Genomic DNA, 19872 nt, shown 5'->3' with positions numbered 1-19872 from the left:
GGGTGAGGTCATGTCTTTGCTCACGCATGACCGCTACTGCGACGAGATCGCCCACCAGGTCGAGCAGTTGAGAACGGTGGTGACCTCCGGCGTCGATCTGTCCGCCACCGTGCCGACCTGCCCGGACTGGTCGCTGGAGGACCTCGTCCGTCACCTGGGGGGCGCCCTGCGCGGGGTGGACGCCCTGGTGCGCACCCGGGCGCAGGAGAGCATCCCGCCGGAGCAGGTGCCGCTGGGCGCCGGTCCGCAGGAGCGCGGGGACGCGGCGGCCCTGGACAAGTGGCTCGCCGGCGCCGGCGAGCTGGTCGTCGGCGCGCTGCGCGAGGCCGGCCCCGACACCGGGGTGTGGACGTGGACCGGGATGCTGGACACCGGTTTCTGGGCCCGCCGTATGGCCTGCGAGATCACCGTGCACCGGGCCGACGCGACGCTCGCCGCCGGGCTGCCCTACGAGGTCGCCCCGGACATCGCGGCGGACGCGCTGGACGAGTGGCTGCAGCTGGTGGAGTGGGTGCAGCGCAACACGCCCCGCGAGGCGGCGAGGGATCTGCGCGGCCCGGAGCGGTCGATCCATCTGCACGCCACCGACGCCGGCCCGGCCCTGAACGCCGAGTGGATCGTCGAGCTGGGCGAGGAGGGGATGAGCTGGCGGCGCGGGCACGAGAAGGCCACGGTCGCCCTGCGCGGCCCGCTCACCTCGGTGCTGCTGGCGTTCTACCGCCGGCTGCCGCTGGACGCGTCCGGCCTGGAGGTGCTCGGCGACCGCGAGGTGCTGGAGTTCTGGCTGGAGCGGACCGCGTTCGGCTGACGCACGCCGGCCCGTCCCCCTGGGCACAGGGGGACGGGCCGGAGGCGGTACGGCGGTGAGGTCAGCCGTTGCGGCTCGCTCCACGGCGGCGCATGCCGAACCAGACGGCGCCACCGCCGACGACGACCAGGAGCGCCGCGACGCCGGCGATCAGACCGGTGTTGGAGTTGGCACCGGTCTCGGCGAGGTTGGACTCACCGGCCGCCGGGGACGGCGCGTTCTCGGAGGTGCCGGCCGGGGCGGAGCCGGTGCCGGAGGCCGACGGGGCCGGGGTCGCCGGCTGGGCCGGGGCGGACTTGCTCGGCGACGGCGACGACGACGGCGACGAGGACGGCGACGGGGTCGCGCTGGCCGTCGGCTTAGGGGTCTCGCTCTCGGTCTTGCAGGCGGTGGACGGGGTCACCAGGTCCGGCCGGATGTCCTCGTCGACGATGGTGCCGGCCTTGACGTGGATCCGGTAGGTGGCGCTCGGCTTCCAGTCCTCGGAGAAGGTGATCCGGACGCCCTCCTTGGATCCCTTGACCGGCTGCTCGCCGATCTTGGTCTCGATGCCGCCGACGCCCTTGAGGAAGACGCTGACGGTGGCGTCCTTGGCGGACGCGTCGGTGTCGGTGACGACGATGACGCCCTTGTCGCCGTCGCACTTGGCTTCGGCGGAGAAGTCCTTGATGTTGCACGCGAGAGCGGAGCCGGCCAGGCCCAGCACCAGCGCCGCCGACCCGGAGGCGACACCCAGAACGCGCACGGAACGGCGTACGCTACGGAGAGTCATGGACAACGTTTGTCCTTTACAGAGTGCAATTGCGGGGGGTGGAGGGGGAGTTGGGGCGACGGATGAGAGACAAACGAGCTGAGGCCCCAGCAACCCCGGGAGGCTCACAGGTTTATAAGCGCTCCATAAGAAGTGTCAACGCATCGGCCGTCAACGGCCGTTGACTTTGCCCGCTTATTAACCGCCCAGACGTTTGAGCGCGTCCGGGGCCTGCTCGATCCGGTCAACGAGGGCGATACGGGACTCCATCGCCCGTCCCCGAGCCAGCGACCGGAGCAACGGCCAGGCCGGCAGCTCCCGCGTCCAGTGCCCGCCGTCCACGAGCACCATCGGGGTCGGCTCACCGCGTGACGCGTAGTAGTTGGGCGTCGCGTTGTCGAAGACCTCCTGTACGGTCCCGGCGGCGCCCGGCAGGAAGACCACCCCGGCGGTGGAGCGGGCCAGCAGGCCGTCCTCGCGGGTGGCGTTGGCGAAGTACTTGGCGATGTGCGCGGCGAAGGCGTTCGGCGGCTCGTGGCCGTAGAACCAGGTGGGGATGCCCACCGAGTCCCCGCCGCCCGGCCAGCGCTCACGCACCTCGAACGCGGCGCGCGCCCACTCGCTGACCGACGGCAGGAACGAGGGTGCCTTGGCGAGCAGCCGGAGCGCGTCGTCCAGCATGTCGTCGGCGAACGGAGCGGCATAGGCGCCGAGGTTGGCCGCCTCCATCGCGCCCGGTCCGCCGCCGGTGGCCACCGTGTAACCGGCGCGGGCCAGTTCGCGGCCGAGCCGGGCGGCACCGGCGTACGCGTCGGTCCCCCGGGCCATCGCGTGGCCGCCCATGACGCCCACCACCCGGGCGCCGGCGAGGAGTTCGTCCAGGGCGTCGGAGACGGCGTCGTCGTGGATCGCGCGGAGCATCGAGGCGAAGACGTCACCGTCGGCCTTCGTCCGCTGGAACCAGGCGTAGGCACGTGCGTCCGGAGTCAGCTCGTAGCCCGCGTCCAGCGACGCGAACAGTTCGTCGGGCGTGTAGACGAAGGCGCGGTACGGGTCGAACGGGAGTCCGGGTACCGGCGGGAACACCAGGGCCCCGGCCGCCCGGACCCGGGCGGCGGCCTCGGGGTCCATCGGGCAGCCGAGGAAGACGGCGCCCGTCGTGTCGAGGCCGAGCAGGACGTCCGTACGGCTGGTCAGGTCGACGGCCTGGACCCGGAACCGGGCGAGCGAGCCGTGCTCGGCGACCACCTCGTCGAACTCGGCGAGGGACTCTATCTCGCGGTCGTGGGCGGCACGGTGCGGCTGGGCGGGTGTCGGTTGCACCCGCCCATGCTGGCACGGATGTTCGCCCGCGGGGTCAGCTCTGGACGACCGACGGGTCCATCCACGCGACCTCCCAGGTGTGGCCGTCGAGATCGTCGAAGGCCCGGCCGTACATGAAGCCGTGGTCCTGGGTCTGACCGCTCGCCGTACCACCGGCGGCGATGGCCTTGTCGACCAGCTCGTCCACCTTCTCGCGGCTCTCGGCGCTCAGACAGACCAGCACCTCGCTGGTCGTCGTCGCGTCGGCGATCTCCTTCTTGGTGAAGGTCGCGTAGAACGGCTTGGTCAGCAGCATCGCGACGATGGTGTCGCTGATCACCACCGAGGCCGCCTTGTCGTCGCTGAACTGCGGGTTGATCGAGTAGCCGAGTTCCGTGAAGAACTTCTTCGAGGCGTCCAGGTCGTTCACGGGCAGGTTCACGAAGATCATCTGCTGGTACATGCGGGCCTCTCCCGTCCGGGTCGTGCGTGGTGCGTCGCGTTCGGTGGGTAGACCGGCGGCCCGCGCCGGACTCATCGGGGACCGCTGAAGTTTTTTTCAGGTCAGCGGCAGTGCCGACAGCGCGGCGATCCCGAGAGTGAGCGGGCCGAACAGGGCCAGCAGGGCGACCGCGCGGAGGGCGGCGGCGGCGCGCAGCACCGCGGCGGGCGCGCCGAGGCGGAGCAGCGCGGCGATCGTGTCGGCGCGGCACTGGCGGGCCTCCACGGCCGCGGTGAGGAGGGTGGCGAGCGTGGAGCCGGCGACGACGAGTGCGCCGAGCGCGGACAGCGGGCCGAAGGCGGGGGCCGGGCCGCCGCCGCCGTACAGGGCGGTCATGGCGTAGCCGGCGGACGCCACCGCGCAGACCACGCCCAGCGGGCGGCCGATCCGGGCGGCCTCCGCCATGAGGACCCGGCCGGCGAGCAGCCTCAGCGCCCCCGGGCGGGTGGACTGCAGAAGCCGTCCGCACAGGTGGGTGAGGCCGGGGGCGGCCAGGACGAGACCGGTGGCGGTGAGGAGCCAGCCGACGAGGACGGCGAGCGACGGGGCGGGGACGGAGCGGCCGGCATAGGCCTGTACGGCCAGTCCGGCGGTGACGAGGGCCACGCCCCAGGGGAGGCCGGCGGGGGGCTGGACTCCGGTGTCCGGTGCCGGTGCCGGTGTGAGGGGCTCGGGGTCGGTCGCGGTAGGCGGCGCCGATGCGTTGTCGTCCGCGTCCATCGCCCCAGCGGCACCACCGTCCGCGGGATGCGGGTGCGCCGCGCCCGGTGCCTTCGGATCCGCTGCCCGTCCCCTGAAGCGTCCTGCCGTCCCGAACGTCTCCTTCTTCGGCGACCCCCCGTACGCCCCGAAGCGGCCGAAGCCCCGGCCGGTCCGGGGCGGGGGGACCGGGTCTCTCGGGCGCAGGGCCAGGGCCACCACGGTCGTCGCCGTGGCCGGGAGCAGGGCGAGGAGGGTCAGGGTCGCCGGGAGGGGAAGGGCGCGGTCCGCCGCCAGGACGTCCGCCGCCGCGCCGTCGAACGGCATGCCCGTCAGGTCGCCGCGCAGGTGGAGGAAGACCAGCAGGGCCAGCAGCGAGCCCAGGGTGCAGGACAGGGCCGTCGTCAGGGCGGAGACGGCCATGAGCCGGGCGGGGCCCAGGCCCACGGCGGACAGGCCGGGGCGCGGCCGGGTGCCGGGGTCGGTGCGGGCGACCGCGAGCGCGAGGTACACCGTGGCGGCGAGCGGCACCGCGCACCAGGCCAGGCGCAGCGCGGCGGCACCCGCGGCCTCCGGGTGGTTCAGGGCGTGGCCGAGGCAGGACAGCAGCAGGAAACCGGTGCCCGCCGACGCCGCGGCCACCAGCAGGCGGCGCAGCTGGACGGCGGGCCGGGCGGCACGGGTCAGGCGGAGAGCGAGCACGCGGCCCGGCCTTCCGTGTCGGGGCTGTCCGGCAGGTGCACGGTGTGCACGCGCCGCCCGTCCAGCAGGGCCACCGTACGGTCGGCGAGGGCGGCGGTCTCGGCGTCGTGCGTGGCGAGGACGACCGTGATGCCGTGCGAACGGGCCGCCGCGGTGAGCGTGCGCAGGACGTGGGCGCGGTCGGCGCGGTGCAGCGGGGCCGTGGGCTCGTCGGCGAAGAGGACCGTGGGCCCGGGGGCGAGCGCGCGGGCGATGGCGACCCGCTGCCGTTCGGCGTGCTGCAGGTCGCGCGGGCGGCTGCGGGCCTTCTCGCCGACGTCCAGCCGCTCCAGCCACTCCAGCGCGGCCACTTTGGCCCGGCGGCGCCCGGCGCCGCGCAGCATCAGCGGGAGCGCGGCGTTCTCCCAGACGTTCAGCTCGGGGATCAGGGCCGGCTCCGGGTCGATCCAGCTGAAGCGGTCCCGGCGCAGCCGCTCGCGGGCCATCGGGCCGAGCGTGTGCACGGGGGAGCTGTTGAACCAGACCTCGCCGCACCGCACCGGCTCCAGGCCGGACAGGCAGCGCAGCAGGGTCGTCTTGCCGCTGCCGCGCGGGCCGCTGACGGCGAGGATCTCGCCCTGCCGTACGCCGAGCGAGATCCCGGCGAGTCCGGGGGAGCCGTCGCGGTGGCTGAAGTGCAGGGAGCGTGCCCAGAGCACGTCGTTGTCCGGCGGAGCCTCCATGGGCGTACACCTCGGTTCAGATCCGTTTTCCCGTGCCTGTTCCCCCGTCCGGGGGAACGAAGGCAGGGCCGATCGGTCACTGGCACGCTAGGCAGGTCCCGCACGGGAGCCGGGACAGCACACGGCCCCGGGCCGCCGTTCTCACTCGAACGGAGGGCACCGGGGCCGGCTCGGTCATCCCGTCGGATGATCAGAGCTTGGTCCACGCCTCCGTGAGGGTGGCCCGCAGGATCTGCTCGATCTCGTCGAAGGTCCCCTGGTCGGAGATCAGCGGCGGGGCGAGCTGGACGACCGGGTCGCCGCGGTCGTCGGCACGGCAGTACAGGCCGTTGTCGAACAGCGCCTTGGAGAGGAAGCCGTACAGGACGCGCTCGGTCTCCTCGTCGTTGAAGGACTCCTTGGTGTTCTTGTCCTTCACCAGCTCGATGCCGTAGAAGAAGCCGTTGCCGCGGACGTCGCCGACGATGGGCAGGTCGTGCAGCTTCTGGAGGGTCCGGAGGAAGGCGCCCTCGTTGTCGAGCACGTGCTGGGTGAGGTTCTCGCGCTCGAACAGGTCGAGGTTGGCGAGGCCGACCGCGGCCGACACGGGGTGGCCGCCGAAGGTGTAGCCGTGCAGGAAGGTGTTGTCGCCCTTGTAGAACGGCTCGGCGATCCGGTCGGAGACGATGCACGCGCCGATCGGGGAGTAGCCCGAGGTCATGCCCTTGGCGCAGGTGATCATGTCCGGGACGTAGCCGAACTTGTCGCAGGCGAACATCGTGCCGAGGCGGCCGAAGGCGCAGATGACCTCGTCCGACACGAGCAGCACGTCGTACTGGTCGCAGATCTCGCGCACGCGCTGGAAGTACCCGGGCGGCGGCGGGAAGCAGCCGCCGGCGTTCTGCACCGGCTCCAGGAAGACCGCGGCGACGGTCTCCGGGCCCTCGAACAGGATCTGCTGCTCGATCTGGTCGGCGGCCCAGCGGCCGAAGGCCTCCGGGTCGTCGCCGTGGATCGGGGCGCGGTAGATGTTGGTGTTCGGGACCTTGTGCGCGCCCGGGACCAGCGGCTCGAAGGGAGCCTTCAGCGCCGGCAGGCCGGTGATCGACAGGGCGCCCTGCGGGGTGCCGTGGTAGGCGACCGCGCGGGAGATGACCTTGTACTTGGTCGGCTTGCCCTGGAGCTTGAAGTACTGCTTGGCGAGCTTCCAGGCGGTCTCGACGGCCTCGCCGCCGCCGGTGGTGAAGAAGACCTTGTTCAGGTCGCCCGGGGCGTAGTCGGCCAGGCGCTCGGCCAGCTCGACGGCCTTGGGGTGGGCGTAGGACCACACCGGGAAGAAGGCCAGCTCCTGGGCCTGCTTGAAGGCGGTCTCGGCGAGTTCCGTGCGGCCGTGACCGGCCTGGACCACGAACAGACCCGCGAGACCGTCGAGGTAGCGCTTGCCCTTGTCGTCGTAGATGTAGGTGCCCTCACCCCGGACGATGGTCGGGACGGGGGAGTTCTCGTACGAGGACATGCGGGTGAAGTGCATCCACAGGTGGTCGTACGCGGTGCGGCTGAGGTCCTTGCTGCTCACGGTTATCGGGTCCTCACGGTTATCGGGTTCCCCACATGTAGGTCTGCTTCTTGAGCTTCAGGTAGACGAAGCTCTCGGTGGAGCGCACTCCGGGCAGGGACCGGATGCGTTTGTTGATGACGTCCAGCAGGTGGTCGTCGTCCTCGCAGACGATCTCGGCGAGGATGTCGAACGAGCCCGCGGTCATCACCACGTACTCGACTTCCGACATGTCAGTCAGCGCGTCCGCGATCTTCTCGACATCGCCCTCGGCGTTGATCCCGACCATCGCCTGCCGGCGGAAGCCCACGGTGAGCGGGTCCGTGACGGCGACGATCTGCATCACGCCCTGGTCCAGCAGCTTCTGCACGCGCTGCCGCACGGCCGCCTCGGACAGGCCGACGGCCTTGCCGATCGCGGCGTACGGCCGGCGGCCGTCCTCCTGGAGCTGCTGAATGATGGCGAGGGAGACGGCGTCCAGCTGGGGACTGCCGCCGTTCCTGGACTCGCGGGACGAGTCCCTCTGGTCTGCGCTTCGACTGGCCACGGGCTCACTGTGCACGACGTCTCGACAGTTTCGCAAGGGCCGATCGATGAAATTCGTTGTTTGCAAGACCCGACCTTGCGGATTTCGCAGAAGTCGTCGCGGTGGGGGTGTTGAAAACGTCGGTACGCCGACTAGGGTGGGTGTCTCAGAAATCGGACAGCTTGAACCAGATCAGGAGGCCGGCAGTGAGCACCGAGCTGCGTCGTCTGCGCAACTACATCGACGGTGAGTTCCGGGACGCCGCCGACGGACGGACCACCGAGGTGGTCAACCCCGCGACGGGCGAGGCGTACGCCACCGCGCCGCTGTCCGGGCAGGCGGACGTGGACGCCGCCATGGAGGCCGCCGCCCGCGCCTTCCCGGGCTGGCGCGACACCACGCCGGCCGAGCGGCAGAAGGCCCTCCTGAAGATCGCCGACGCCTTCGAGGAGCGCGCCGAGGAGCTGATCGCGGCCGAGGTGGAGAACACCGGCAAGCCGGTCGGGCTCACCCGCTCCGAGGAGATCCCGCCGATGGTCGACCAGATCCGCTTCTTCGCGGGCGCGGCCCGGATGCTGGAGGGCCGCTCGGCCGGCGAGTACATGGACGGGATGACCTCGATCATCCGCCGTGAGCCGGTCGGCGTCTGCGCGCAGGTCGCGCCGTGGAACTACCCGATGATGATGGCCGTGTGGAAGTTCGCCCCGGCCATCGCCGCCGGCAACACGGTCGTCCTCAAGCCCTCGGACACCACCCCGGCCTCCACCGTCCTGATCGCCGACATCATCGGCTCGATCCTGCCCAAGGGCGTCTTCAACGTCATCTGCGGCGACCGCGAGACCGGCCGCATGATGGTCGAGCACGACATCCCGGCCATGGCCTCCATCACCGGCTCCGTGCGCGCCGGCATGTCCGTCGCCGAGTCCGCCTCCAAGGACCTCAAGCGGGTCCACCTGGAGCTGGGCGGCAAGGCCCCGGTCGTCGTCTTCGAGGACACCGACATCGCCAAGGCCGTCGAGGACATCTCGGTCGCGGGCTTCTTCAACGCCGGCCAGGACTGTACGGCCGCCACCCGCGTCCTCGTCCACGAGTCCATCCACGACGAGTTCGTGGCCGCGCTCGCCAAGGCCGCGTCCGAGACGAAGACCGGCCGGCCGGACGACGAGGACGTGCTGTTCGGCCCGCTGAACAACCCCAACCAGCTCAAGCAGGTCGCCGGCTTCATCGACCGCCTGCCGGCCCACGCCAAGGTCGAGGCGGGCGGCCACCAGGTCGGCGACAAGGGCTACTTCTACGCCCCGACCGTCGTCTCCGGCCTGAAGCAGGACGACGAGATCGTCCAGAACGAGGTCTTCGGCCCCGTCATCACCGTCCAGTCCTTCACCGACGAGGACCAGGCCGTCCAGTACGCCAACGGCGTCGAGTACGCCCTCGCGTCCTCGGTGTGGACCAAGGACCACGCCCGCGCGATGCGCATGTCCAAGAAGCTCGACTTCGGCTGCGTGTGGATCAACACCCACATCCCGCTGGTCGCCGAGATGCCGCACGGCGGCTTCAAGAAGTCCGGCTACGGCAAGGACCTGTCGGCGTACGGCTTCGAGGACTACACGCGCATCAAGCACGTGATGACGTCGCTCGACGGCTGACGGTTCCCCGGCCCGATCGTCCGTCCACGCGGCGGGACGGCATGCTTGCGGGGTGGTCCGGACTTCCCCCGAGCCCCTGCCGTCCCGCCGTCCCGCCGCGCCGCCTGCCCGGGGTTCTGGCGCGTGGCCGCCCGCAGTGCCGGGTTCACTTGAGGCCGCTGAGCATGACGCCCCTGATGTAGTACTTCTGCAGCAGCAGGAAGAGCAGCAGGACCGGCAGGATGCTCAGGACGAGACCGGCCATGACGATCGGCATCGTGCGGGTCGGGTCGACGTAGTCCTGGAGCAGCTGGATGCCGACGGGCAGCGTCATCACGTCCGGGTTGGCGGTCGAGACGAGCAGCGCCCAGATGTACTCGTTCCAGGCGTCGACGAAGGTCAGCAGCCCGAGCGTGACCAGGACCGGCTTGGTCTGCGGTACCACGATCCGCCACCACACGGCGAACTCGCCGGCGCCGTCGACGCGCGCCGCCTCCAGGACCTCGTCCGGGATCGCGACCATGAACTGGCGGGTCAGGAAGATGCCGAAGCCGTTGACGAGGAACGGCACGGCGAGCGCCGCGATGCTGACGGTCAGGCCCGCGCCGCCGCGCCCGAAGAGGTCGTTGCCGCCCGCCAGCGGCCAGTGCACCAGGATCAGGAAGTGCGGGACGAAGAAGAGGAACGGCGGGAACATCATCGTGGACAGCACGAGGCGGAAGACGAAGTCCCGTCCGGGAAAGCGCAGTTTGGCGAGCGCGTAACCCGCGAGGGACGAGGTGAGCAGCACCGATCCGGTGATCAGCGCGGTGGCGACGACGCTGTTGCGGAACAGCACCGGCAGGTCCAACTGGCTGATCGCCGCCCGGTAGTTGGAGAGGTCGAACGCCTGGGGCAGAAACCGGTACGGCAGCGTGCCGGACTCGCCGGGGCCCTTGAAGGACGTCATCACCATGTCCAGGAACGGCACCACCGTGAGCACGGCGCCGGTCACGACCACCAGATACGACAGCCACGGGAAACGGCGACGGCTCACTCGTCCTCTCTCCTTCACGCGTCCTCCCCTTTGCGCCGGAACCACCACAACTGCGCCAGCGTGACCGCGAGGACCACCACGAACAGCACGAAGGCGGCGGCGCTCGCGGTGCCCCAGTCGCCGTAGCCGAAGGCCAGCCGGTACATCTCCAGCGCGGCCACGTCGGTCGCGTCACCCGGCCCGCCCTTGGTCATCACGATGATCAGCGCGAACGACTGCAGCCCGGTGAGGAACTGGGTGACGCACACGAACAGCAGAGACGGCCGCAGCAGCGGCAGGGTGATCTTCCAGAAGACGGTGACGGGTCCGGCGCCGTCGAGCGCGGCGGCCTCGTAGTACGACTCGGGGACGGACTTCAGCCCGGCGGTCAGGACGAGGACCGCCGAGCCGAGCGAGGCCCAGGCCTGGACGACCACGACCGAGGGCAGCGCGGTGTGCGGGTCCGCGAGGAACGCCACCGAGTCGAGCCCGACGGCGTTGAGGACGCCGTTGACCAGACCGCCCGGCTCGTACATGTACTTCCACACGTTGCCGACGGCGACGACGGTCGTGACGATCGGCAGGAAGTAAAGGGTGCGCCACAGCCCCTGGAACCGCAGCTTGTCGATGCAGGTGGCGACGAGCACCGAGCCCGTGAGGGCGAGGGCCACGGTGCCCAGGGCGAACAGCAGTGTGTTGGTGAGGACCGGCGTCAGGAACGTCGATCCGTCCGCGAACAGACGTGAGAAGTTGTCCGGGCCGACCGGCTCGATGTCGCGGAGGGCGAACCCGGACCAGTGGGACATCGACAGCAGCAGCGCGAAGCCGAGCGGCAGGACCAGGAAGACCGCGAAGAACAGCAGCACCGGCGCCAGGAAGAGGTAGGCGACGACGGTCTGGCGGCGCCGGTGGCGGGTGCGGCCGTCGACAGCGGGTCCGGCGGCCCGCGCACGGGGGGTCCGTTCGGCCGCCTCCGGCACCAGGGCGTTCACCATGAGCGCGCCACCTCCTGATCGACCTGACGGCGGGTGACGCGCAGTGCCTCCTCGACCGACCGCTGGCCGGTCCACAGCGCCTCGATGTTCTTGCGCAGCAGCGACTTGGCCTGCTGCGCGCCCGGCACGTTCGGCTCCGGTACCGCGTAGGCCAGCGCGTCCAGGAACGGCCGCAGGTTCGGATCGCCGGCCCCGCTGTTCCCGCCGCCCGCGCCCAGGAGCCTCCGCATGTCGTCGGCGCGGCCGGTCAGGGAGCCGACCGACACCTGAAGGGCGCTCATCCGGGTCGCCACCGCACCCTTCGCGCCCGTCTTCTCGGCGTTGAGCCAGCGCAGGAACTCCCAGGCCTCGCGCGGGTGCGCACTGGCCGTGTTGACCCCGAGCATGAAACCGGTGCAGAGCGTGGCGCGTGCGCCGCCCGTCTCCGGCAGGGGCAGCGGCGCGACGCCGACATCGCGGTAGTCCTTGCCCATCAGGGTCTTCAGGCTCCCGGTCCACCAGCCGGCGCTGATCACCATGGCCACCTGCCCGGACGGGAAGGCGCGGTAGACGTTGACGCCGGGGGAGCTGGCCCCCATGGCGACGAGGCGGTGCTCCAGGCCGAGCACGGCCCGGCCGGCCGGTGAGTCGATGGCGGTGCTCCTGCCGTCCGCCGAGACGAAGGTTCCGCCGGCGGCGTTGAGCAGCGCGAGCGTCTGGCCGACGGTGGTCGAGTCGTCGTAGGTCGACAGGCCGAAGCCCTGGACGAGCGTGTTGCCGTACCGGTCCCGCCTGGTGGTGCGGTAGGCCGTGTCCTCCAGCTCCCGCCAGGTGCGCGGCGGGCCGTCGAGGCCGGCCTCGCGCAGCAGCCGCTTGTTGTAGTACAAGGCGTACGTCTGGACCTCGGTGGGGTAGCCGTACACCCTGCCGCCCACCGACGCGGCGCCGACCGCCGCGGCACTGTAGCCGCGCCTGATCTCCTCGGCGTGCTCGGCCGGGGCGGGCCGCAGGACGCCGGCCCGGACGAGCTGGCCGTTCCACAGGCAGTACGGGTGGAGGATGTCGGCGCCCTGGCCGGCGGCCTGCCGGACCATGAACGTGGTCAGCAGGTCCGTGAACTCGACGGCCTTCGTCCGCACCTTGACCCGGTCGTGCGTGGCGTTCCACTCGTCCACCGGGCCCCGCAGCGCCTCCTTGAGCTCGCCGCTCGCGTAGTGGGAGAGCAGGGTGAGGACGATCGGGTCCCCGGGCCGCCCGGTGCCCCGGTGCGGTGCCGCGCAGCCGGAGGCGAGCAGCGCCGAGGGCAGCCCGAGCACGACGTGACGGCGGCTCACGCGGGCCGTGCCGTTCGGCGACTGACGGGCAGACAGGCCGTCGGTGCGGCGGGCCGGTGTCATCGGGCGGCCTCCCGGCGCAGCACGCGGAACACCCGGGTCGTGGTGAAGCCGGCCGCGCGGTACAGCCGGCCCGCCGGGGACCGCTCGCCGGTCCACAGGAACCAAGCGGTGTGCGCGCCGCGCGCCCGCATCCGCTCCAGGACCAGGTGGAGCAGGACCGTGCCGAGCCCGGTGCCGCGCATCTCCTCCAGCACGCCGAACGGACCGAACCGTTCGTCCGCCGACACGTACGCGCCGTGCATCGCCCAGCCGGCCAGGCGGCCCGACGGGTCCCGGGCGACGACGATCCGGTCGAGCGGCGTGCCCGCGGCCAGGCACTCCCGGATCGCCCGCGCCCAGTCCGGGTCGAAGTGGCTCCCGGCGAGCGCGACCAGGTCCACCAGGTCGTCGTCGGACGGGGTGGCGAACCGGTAGCCGCGGGCCGTCAGTTCGTCCCGGCGGCGCGCGGCCTCGCCGGGGAAGCGGTAGCCGACCAGGCCGCGGTCCATCGCCGCCGCCTCGTACAGGGTCCGGAACCCCAGCGAGTCGAGGAGCTTCGCCGCTTCCGGGTACGTCTCGGCGTCCAGCCCGGGGAGGATGTAGTTCGGGGTGTACGAGGAGAAGTCCACGCGGGTGCGGCCGTGGCCGTGCAGCCAGTCGAGGGCGTCGGTCAGCAGCCGGCGGCCGAGGCCGTGCCCACGCGCGGCCGGGTCGACGAAGAAGAACGGGATCCAGCCCTGCTCCGGCTCCAGGTCCGTGCCGCTCATCGGCGTCAGACGGCGCACCGCGTAGGCCGCACCGAGGACCCGGTCGCCCTCCACGGCGACCCGGAGCCCCTCCGGATCAAAGTTGGCGTCGAGCAGCACCAGGGAGCGGAAGCGGTCCGGGGTGATGGGGTCGGCCGGCGCGCTCCGCCGCCACGCCTCCACCAGCCGAGGTCCGTCACCCACGCGAAAACCACGCGTCCGGGGCCGGGTCGTCGTCGTGCGGTCGGTCATCGACGGGGGTGTCCTTCCCTACGCGGGTGCGGGCGTGGGTGCGGGCCGTTGGCGGAGCCGGACGCGGCCGGCGACCCTGCTTCTGCCCGGGGGCGGGGCGTGCGGCCTCGGCCATGGTGCTGGGGGTGTCCGGCTCCGGGGTGGGGCGTGCGGGTGTCGGCCGTGGGGCCACGGCGTACGGCCTCGGCCCCGGGAGCGGGGCGTACGACGGCAGCCGTGGACTCAGGGGTAGAGCAGCACGCCGGCGCCCGCCCAGTGGGCGGGCGGTGCCGGCGGGTCGCACAGTGGCAAGGGGTCGTCGCCCGCGTCGACGGTGCGCCGCAACCGGTCGGAGCCCCACAGCAGGTCGATGAAGGGACGGCCGCCGGGCTCCGCGCTTGTCTCCGCGCCGCCGTCCGAGAGGTGCCAGGCGAAGTCGTCGGGGTACAGCCGCCGCAGCGTGGCGAGCATCGCGACGGCGGTGCGTACGGGAGCGAACGCCGCGGGGTCGGTGAGGTGGAGCTGGACCCCGCGCAGCGGCCGTCCGGCGTGTTTGTGGAAGGTCGGTACGTAACGCAGGTCACGGAAGTGCACTCCCGGCAGGGCGAGTTCGGCGAGCGCGGGCGCGAACCGCGCGTCGATGTACGGCGCCCCGACGATCTCGAAGGGCTGCGTGGTGCCCCGGCCCTCGGAGAGATTCGTCCCCTCGAAAAGGCAGGTGCCGGGGTAGACGGCGGCGGTGGCGGGCGTCGGGATGTTCGGTGAGGGCGCGATCCACGGCAGGCCGGTGGCCGCCGCGTCCATGGCGCGCTGCCAGCCGACCACCTCGATCACCGTCAGGTCGGCGCACCGGCCCGCGACGTGGGGAACGGCGGAGGCGTTGAGATACCGGGCGAGTTCCCCGCAGGTGAGGCCGTGCCGGACCGGTATGGGGGCGCGCCCGACGAAGCTGGCCCAGGCCGGGTCGAGCAGCGGGCCCTCGCTGACGAGACCGCCGAGCGGATTCGGCCGGTCGGCGACCACGAACCGTACGCCCGTACGGGCCGCCGACACCATCAGGTCGAACATCGTCCACACGTAGGTGTAGTACCGGGCCCCGATGTCCTGGAGGTCGAACACCAGGGCGTCGACGCCGCTGTCGAGCAGCAGGGCGTCGAGGCGCTCGCCGTCGCACCGATAGGTGTCGTGGACCGGCAGACCGGTGGCGGGGTCCCGCCGGGCGGTCTCGCCCTCCCCGGCCTGGCCGGTCCCGTGCAGCCCGTGCTCGGGTCCGAACAGGGCGACCAGCGGCGCGCCGGCCGCGAGCAGCGCGGGCGCGGCGGGGCGCAGGCCGGGGAGGACGCCGGTGTGGTTGGTCACCAGCCCCAGCCGGCCGGGTCCGGCGAGTCCGGGCGACGCGTGCAGTCGTGCGATCCCGGTCGTCACCGCGACGCGGTCGTCCGTGCTCATCCGTTGCCCCGTCTGCCGGTGACGTCTCGAAGGGTGGGCCGCAATTTACTGGTATGTCCGGGAATTTTGCAATGATTCAGGGCGGTTCACGCCGAAGCGGCTGTTCGCACCGAAAGCAGAGGTTCGCGGCGCAGGGTGCCGGGGGAGACATCACCTCATGACCACCGCGACCGTCGTCGGCGGCGGCCCCAACGGACTCACCGCCGCCGCGCTCCTCGCCCGGGCCGGGCTGGACGTCACCCTCCTGGAGGCCGCGGACGAGGTGGGTGGCGGCACCCGCAGCCAGGAGGCGATCCTGCCCGGCCTGCTGCACGACCACTGCTCGGCCGTCCACTCCATGACCGTCGCCTCGCCCGCGCACAAGGCACTGGACCTCGCACGCCACGGACTGCGCTGGCGGTTTCCGGACGTCGACTGCGTCCACCCCCTGGACGACGGCACGGCGGGGGTGCTGCTGCGCTCGGTGAAGGAGACCGCCCGCATGCTCGGCCCCGACGGCCCCCGCTACCGGCGCCTGCTGGAGCCCTCGGCGCACCACTGGGAAGCCCTGAGCCACGATGTGCTGGGCCCCCTCCTGCGCGTCCCCTCCCACCCCCTGCTCCTGGCCCGTTTCGGCCTGCCCGCCACACTCCCCGCCACCCTGCTCGCCCGCCTCTTCTCCACCCCCCGGGCCCGGGCCCTGTGGGCCGGGGTCGCGGCGCACTCCTTCCGCCCGCTGTCCCAGCCGCTCGGCTCGGCCATCGGGCTCGGCATCCTCGCCGCCGGCCACGCCTCCGGTTGGGCCGTCGCGGAAGGCGGCTCCCAGGCCATCGCCCGCAGCCTGGAACAGGCACTCCGCGCCCACGGAGGCCGCGTCCGGACCGGTGTCCGCATCACCCACCACGCCCAGATCCCGCCCGCCGACGTCACCCTCCTCGACCTCGACCCCGCGCAGATCGCGCGCGTGTACGGCGACCGGCTGCCCACCCGCGTGCGCCGCGCCTACCAGCGCTTCCGGCGCGGCCCCGCCGCCTTCAAGGTGGACCTGGCCGTGGAGCAGGGCGTGCCGTGGACGAACGAGCACGCCCGGCGGTCGGGTTTCGTGCACCTCGGCGGCACGCTCGCCGAGGTCGCACGGGCGGCCAGGGAGGTGAACGAGGGCCGTATGCCGGAGCGCCCCTTCGTCCTGGTCGCCCAGCAGTACCTGGCCGACCCCGGCCGGTCCGTCGGCGACGTCCACCCCGTCTGGGCCTACGCCCACGTCCCCCACGGATACGACGGCGACGCCACGGAAGCCGTCCTCGGCCAGCTCGAACGCTTCGCCCCCGGCACCCGGGACCGCGTCACCGGCCTGCGCGCCACTTCACCGGCCGGCTTCGCCGCCGCCAACCCCAACTTCGCCGGCGGCGACATCCTCACCGGCGCCAGTACCGTCCACCGGCTCCTGTCCGGCCCACGCCCCGCCCTCGACCCCTACTCCACCACCCTGCCCGGCGTCTTCTCCTGCTCCGCCGCCACCCCGCCGGGGCCCGGCGCCCACGGCATGTGCGGCGCCGGGGCGGCGGCCTCGGCCCTGCGCCACCTCGGTGCGACGCCGCACTGGTGACGCGGGCTCCACGAGGTCCCGGCGCTCGTCGTCCCGTGCGTGGAGGGCCGTACCGACGACGCGCCCGTACTGCGCCAGGCCGGCACCTGGGGGTCCATCCTCCCGGCCGTGTGGAGCTTCATGCTCGCCGCCCGTGCCCGGGGTCTCGGCACCTGCTGGACCACCGGGAACCTCGTCCACGAGCGGGAGTCGGCCCGGGTGCTCGGCATCCCGTACGAGGAGGTCATGCAGGCCGCGCTCATCCCCGTCGCGTACACCCTCGGCACCGGCTTCCGGCCGGCAGGCCGCATCGCACGGGAGCGGGTGCTGCACTGGGAAGTGTTTTGAACATGTTCAATTCCAGGCGTACGCTGCTGCCATGAGCGACAGAGCCGCCCTGCTCAAGGGCATCCGTGTCTGGCTGGCCCTCTTCGTCGTGTGCCTCGTCCTCAGCGGGGCGACCGCCTTCCCGCTGGTGCACGAACTGCACTGGACCGAGAGCGCGTTGCGCGCGCTGTCCGTGCCGGAGCACCTGCCCGGGCTGATGGCGTGGATCTCCCGGGTGCGGGACGGGCTGGACACCGTCGACGCCGACCACCCCTTCGTCCTGTACGGCACCGACTGGCTCGCCTTCGCCCACCTCGTCATCGCGGTCGCGTTCTACGGCCCTTACCGCGACCCCGTCCGCAACATCTGGGTGGTCGAGTTCGGGATGATCGCCTGCGCCGGGATCATCCCGCTCGCCCTCGTCTGCGGACCGGTCCGCGGCATCCCCTTCTGGTGGAGCGTCGTCGACATGTCGTTCGGGGTCTTCGGGTTCGTCCCGCTGTACGCCGTACGGAAGAAGATCAAGCGGCTGGAGGCGCTGGGCGTGCCGTCCGCTGTCCCGGCGCCCGTCAGCGGTTGAACGCCGGGAACGCGAAGCGCTGGGCGACGGCCAGGCCGTCGCCCTTCGCGTCCGTGGAGTCGACCGAGTAGACCAGCGTGCGGGACAGGTCCCGGGTCGCGGCCAACACCGTCGCGTACCCGGGGCGCGAACCGGTCTTGCCCCAGATCACCTTGCCGTTCACCTCGAACCGTTCCAGCGCCGCGCCGTACCGCGCGCCAGGCACGTCCGGCAGCGTGAACATCTCCTTCAGCTGCGGCTGCGGCACCACCCGGCCGCGGAACAGCCCGAACAGCAGCCGCTCCAGATCGGCGGTCGTGGAGATCATGTCGCCGGCCGCGAACCGGTCGGACATGTTCCAGTCGGTCACGTCGACCAGCTTGCCGTCGATCCAGTCGTAGCCCCGGTTGTGCGGCCCGTGGATCCGGGGGTCCGCGCCGACCGGGAAGGAACTGTGCCGCATGCCGAGCGGCCGGAAGACCCGCACCTGGGCCTGGTGCGCGTACGAGTCGCCGGTCACCTTCTCGATCAGCATGCCGAGCACGGTGTAGTGGATGTTGCCGTAGGTCTGCCGCGTGCCCGGCGCGTACGCCGGGCCCTGCGCGACGGAGTCCGCCACGACCTGCCGGGGCGTCAGCGTCTCGAAGCGGTGCGGGTAACCCTCCTCCACCGTGTCGCCGAGGGACGCACCCGGGCGCAGACCGCTGGTGTAGTTCAGCAACTGCCGTACGGTGACCGGCGCGAAGTCCTCGGTGAGCAGGCCCGGCAGATACCGCTGCACGGTCCCGTCGAGGTCGATCCGGCCCTCCGCGGCCAGTTGCAGCACGATCGACGCGGTCACCACCTTCGTCACCGAACCGGCCCGGAAGCGCGCGTTCTCCAGGGCCGGCGCCCCGGTCCGCACGTCCCGCACCCCGGCCGTCCCGTGCCAGGTCCCGTCGCCGCCGACGCGGAGCAGCGCGGCGGTGGCGTCGTGGTCGGGCAGCCCGGCGACGGCGGCGGCGAGGGCCTCCGTGTCGGGGCCGACGGCGGCAGGGGCGGTCGTGGTACGGGCGGTCGTGGTACGGGGGTACTTCGAGGGCGCGGGCGCGGCGAAGGCGGGTGCGGCCAGCGGGCCGGCGGCCACCGCGGTGACGAGGGCGGCGGCCAGCAGGGCGGAACGGCTGGTGCGGGGCATGCGGGACTCCTTGAGGGGGCGGGCGTCGGGTCCGGAAGACGGTGCGTGATCATCCTCAGGCGCCGGGCCGGGCCGCGGATCCTCACCGAGGAGGGCGTACGACCCTTGCCCGTCCCCGAGCAACCAGCCGCACGTCTAAGGGAGTTGCCCTGGATCACCCCTACGGGCCGGCCCCGCGCGGGTGGAGTGCTCCTGCGCGGCCATCACCTCGTCGCCGTGCTCGAACGCCCAGGCGCCGAAGGCGTCGATCGGCGCGAGCAACGTCCGCCCCAGCGAGGTGAGTCCGTACTCCACACGGGGTGGCGAGCCGCCGTAGGCCCGCCGCTCCACCAGGCCGTTGAACTCCAGCCGGCGCAGGGTCTCGGTCAGCACCTTCGGGCTGATCCCGCCGATGCGCTCGCGCAGGGCGACCGGCCGCTGTGGCCCGTCCCTGAGGGCCCACAACACCACCGCGTTCCAGGTGTTGGCGAGCAGGTCGAAGGCGAGCCGGGCCCGGCAGTCGGCGAGGAAGGCATCGTCGTCGGTCACGTACCGAATGGTGCCCGAGCGGCTCCCTACTGTCCTGTGCGTATCCGACACACCCATTGGGGGAGGACGTTGTGCGCATAGGGATTCTCGGTAAGGGCTCGATGGCTCGGGCGCTGGGCGGACAGTGGGAGCGGGCCGGGCACGAGGTGGTCGCGGCCGGCCGGTCGCGCGGCGAGCTGCGGGCGGCGGCGGAGCACGGCACCGACGCGGTGCTGCTGGCCGTGCCGCACGCGGCAGCCGAGGACGTGGTCACCGGACTCCAAGGCGCCCTGCGCGGGCGCGTGTTGGTCGACTGCACCAACCCGGTGGGCCCCGGCTTCGCCCTGCTCACGGCCGGTGGCCCCGCGGCGGCCGAGCGCATCGCCGCCGCCGCGCCCACCGCCCGCGTGGTCAAGGCGTTCAACCTCTGCCACGAGAGCGTCTGGCGGCTGACCCCGCCCGTCTTCGCCGGCCGCCCGCTCGCGGTCCCGCTGTGCGGGGACGACGAGGCCGCGCTCACGGTCGTACGACGCCTCGTGCACGACCTGGGCTGTGTGCCGCTGCACGCCGGCGGACTGGACCGGTCCGGGCTGCTGGAGGCGACGGCCGCGCTGCTGATCAGGCTGTGGGTGGCGGAGGGCGCCGACGCCCAGGCGATCGTGCCCCCGCTGGAGTTCTCCGGGGCCTAGGTGTGCTGTCCCGGGACGTTGGTGACACGCGTGCTGGGTGCTTGAACAGGTGAGGGCCTTCTGGGTTCGGTGTGGATTGCGAAATCT

General features: G+C 72.3%; 19 protein-coding genes and 1 pseudogene. 6 read left to right on the top strand and 14 right to left on the bottom strand.

Going from position 1 to position 19872, the window contains the following annotated elements:
* Positions 1-10 precede the first annotated feature (10 nt).
* Positions 11-808 (top strand): maleylpyruvate isomerase family mycothiol-dependent enzyme, encoded by a 798-nt coding sequence (locus AB0L21_RS37430; RefSeq protein WP_365702912.1) that lies wholly within the window; start codon positions 11-13, stop codon positions 806-808.
* A 61-nt stretch (positions 809-869) separates the two neighbouring features.
* On the opposite strand, the gene AB0L21_RS37425 is transcribed toward AB0L21_RS37430, so the two are convergent.
* The 7 genes from AB0L21_RS37425 to AB0L21_RS37395 form a co-directional block, all read right to left on the bottom strand.
* Positions 870-1580: an LAETG motif-containing sortase-dependent surface protein gene (locus AB0L21_RS37425; protein ID WP_365788522.1), complete on the bottom strand. Its 711-nt coding sequence runs from the start codon at positions 1578-1580 to the stop codon at positions 870-872.
* A 177-nt stretch (positions 1581-1757) separates the two neighbouring features.
* The gene (locus AB0L21_RS37420) at positions 1758-2882 is read right to left on the bottom strand and encodes a Rossmann fold nucleotide-binding protein (protein WP_365702908.1); all 1125 of its coding nucleotides are present in this window, start codon (positions 2880-2882) and stop codon (positions 1758-1760) included.
* A 34-nt stretch (positions 2883-2916) separates the two neighbouring features.
* A complete protein-coding gene (locus AB0L21_RS37415) occupies positions 2917-3324 on the bottom strand; it encodes a VOC family protein (RefSeq protein WP_365702906.1) in 408 nt (135 codons plus the stop codon).
* A 96-nt stretch (positions 3325-3420) separates the two neighbouring features.
* Entirely contained in the window at positions 3421-4764 is a 1344-nt protein-coding gene (locus AB0L21_RS37410; RefSeq protein WP_365788521.1) for a hypothetical protein, read from the bottom strand.
* A complete protein-coding gene (locus AB0L21_RS37405) occupies positions 4746-5486 on the bottom strand; it encodes an ATP-binding cassette domain-containing protein (RefSeq protein WP_365702903.1) in 741 nt (246 codons plus the stop codon). The genes AB0L21_RS37410 and AB0L21_RS37405 overlap by 19 nt, the downstream gene beginning before the upstream one ends.
* Before the next feature lie 190 nt (positions 5487-5676).
* Positions 5677-7041, bottom strand: coding sequence for an aspartate aminotransferase family protein (locus tag AB0L21_RS37400; RefSeq protein WP_103811146.1), 1365 nt, complete (start codon positions 7039-7041; stop codon positions 5677-5679).
* Between the two features lie 19 nt (positions 7042-7060).
* A complete protein-coding gene (locus tag AB0L21_RS37395; protein ID WP_030648963.1) occupies positions 7061-7582 on the bottom strand; it encodes an Lrp/AsnC family transcriptional regulator in 522 nt (173 codons plus the stop codon).
* Positions 7583-7752: 170 nt separating this feature from the next.
* On the opposite strand from AB0L21_RS37395, the gene AB0L21_RS37390 reads away from it, so the two are divergent.
* The gene (locus AB0L21_RS37390; protein ID WP_365702901.1) at positions 7753-9192 is read left to right on the top strand and encodes a gamma-aminobutyraldehyde dehydrogenase; all 1440 of its coding nucleotides are present in this window, start codon (positions 7753-7755) and stop codon (positions 9190-9192) included.
* A gap of 145 nt (positions 9193-9337) precedes the next feature.
* Here the strand turns inward: AB0L21_RS37390 and AB0L21_RS37385 are convergent, their stop codons facing one another.
* From AB0L21_RS37385 to AB0L21_RS37365, 5 genes are all read right to left on the bottom strand, one after another.
* Positions 9338-10207: a carbohydrate ABC transporter permease gene (locus AB0L21_RS37385; protein WP_365788520.1), complete on the bottom strand. Its 870-nt coding sequence runs from the start codon at positions 10205-10207 to the stop codon at positions 9338-9340.
* Between the two features lie 14 nt (positions 10208-10221).
* Complete coding sequence (locus AB0L21_RS37380) at positions 10222-11181, bottom strand: sugar ABC transporter permease (protein WP_365788519.1); 960 nt, start codon at positions 11179-11181, stop codon at positions 10222-10224.
* Positions 11175-12557, bottom strand: a complete 1383-nt coding sequence (locus tag AB0L21_RS37375; RefSeq protein ID WP_365788518.1) for an ABC transporter substrate-binding protein — start codon at positions 12555-12557, stop codon at positions 11175-11177. Before AB0L21_RS37375 ends, AB0L21_RS37380 begins: the two co-directional genes overlap by 7 nt.
* On the bottom strand, positions 12554-13486 hold the full coding sequence (locus AB0L21_RS37370) for a GNAT family N-acetyltransferase (protein WP_365788517.1): 933 nt from the start codon (positions 13484-13486) through the stop codon (positions 12554-12556). The genes AB0L21_RS37375 and AB0L21_RS37370 overlap by 4 nt, the downstream gene beginning before the upstream one ends.
* 270 nt (positions 13487-13756) lie before the next feature.
* On the bottom strand, positions 13757-14962 hold the full coding sequence (locus AB0L21_RS37365; RefSeq protein ID WP_365788516.1) for a DUF1343 domain-containing protein: 1206 nt from the start codon (positions 14960-14962) through the stop codon (positions 13757-13759).
* Between the two features lie 157 nt (positions 14963-15119).
* On the opposite strand from AB0L21_RS37365, the gene AB0L21_RS37360 reads away from it, so the two are divergent.
* From AB0L21_RS37360 to AB0L21_RS37350, 3 genes and pseudogenes are all read left to right on the top strand, one after another.
* Positions 15120-16547, top strand: coding sequence for an NAD(P)/FAD-dependent oxidoreductase (locus AB0L21_RS37360; protein ID WP_365788515.1), 1428 nt, complete (start codon positions 15120-15122; stop codon positions 16545-16547).
* 6 nt (positions 16548-16553) lie between these two features.
* A pseudogene (locus tag AB0L21_RS37355) lies at positions 16554-16874 on the top strand (nitroreductase family protein); the annotation flags it as partial.
* 31 nt (positions 16875-16905) lie between these two features.
* Positions 16906-17433 carry a hypothetical protein gene (locus AB0L21_RS37350; RefSeq protein ID WP_365702887.1) on the top strand — a complete coding sequence of 176 codons (528 nt, stop codon included), beginning with the start codon at positions 16906-16908 and terminating at the stop codon, positions 17431-17433.
* Here AB0L21_RS37350 and AB0L21_RS37345 read toward each other — a convergent pair.
* Positions 17423-18589 (bottom strand): serine hydrolase domain-containing protein, encoded by a 1167-nt coding sequence (locus tag AB0L21_RS37345; RefSeq protein ID WP_365788514.1) that lies wholly within the window; start codon positions 18587-18589, stop codon positions 17423-17425. The genes AB0L21_RS37350 and AB0L21_RS37345 overlap by 11 nt on opposite strands.
* A gap of 135 nt (positions 18590-18724) precedes the next feature.
* Positions 18725-19117 (bottom strand): helix-turn-helix domain-containing protein, encoded by a 393-nt coding sequence (locus AB0L21_RS37340; RefSeq protein ID WP_365702883.1) that lies wholly within the window; start codon positions 19115-19117, stop codon positions 18725-18727.
* 71 nt (positions 19118-19188) lie between these two features.
* Here AB0L21_RS37340 and AB0L21_RS37335 point away from each other — a divergent pair, with 71 nt between their 5' ends.
* Positions 19189-19785 carry an NAD(P)-binding domain-containing protein gene (locus tag AB0L21_RS37335; RefSeq protein WP_365788513.1) on the top strand — a complete coding sequence of 199 codons (597 nt, stop codon included), beginning with the start codon at positions 19189-19191 and terminating at the stop codon, positions 19783-19785.
* Positions 19786-19872: the final 87 nt, after the last annotated feature.

Origin of the sequence: Streptomyces sp. NPDC052721 (assembly GCF_040678315.1) — a bacterium.
Taxonomy (GTDB): Bacteria; Actinomycetota; Actinomycetes; order Streptomycetales; family Streptomycetaceae; genus Streptomyces.
Note: the sequence above shows the minus strand (reverse complement) of the source record. Positions and strands in the feature narration are given on the sequence as shown.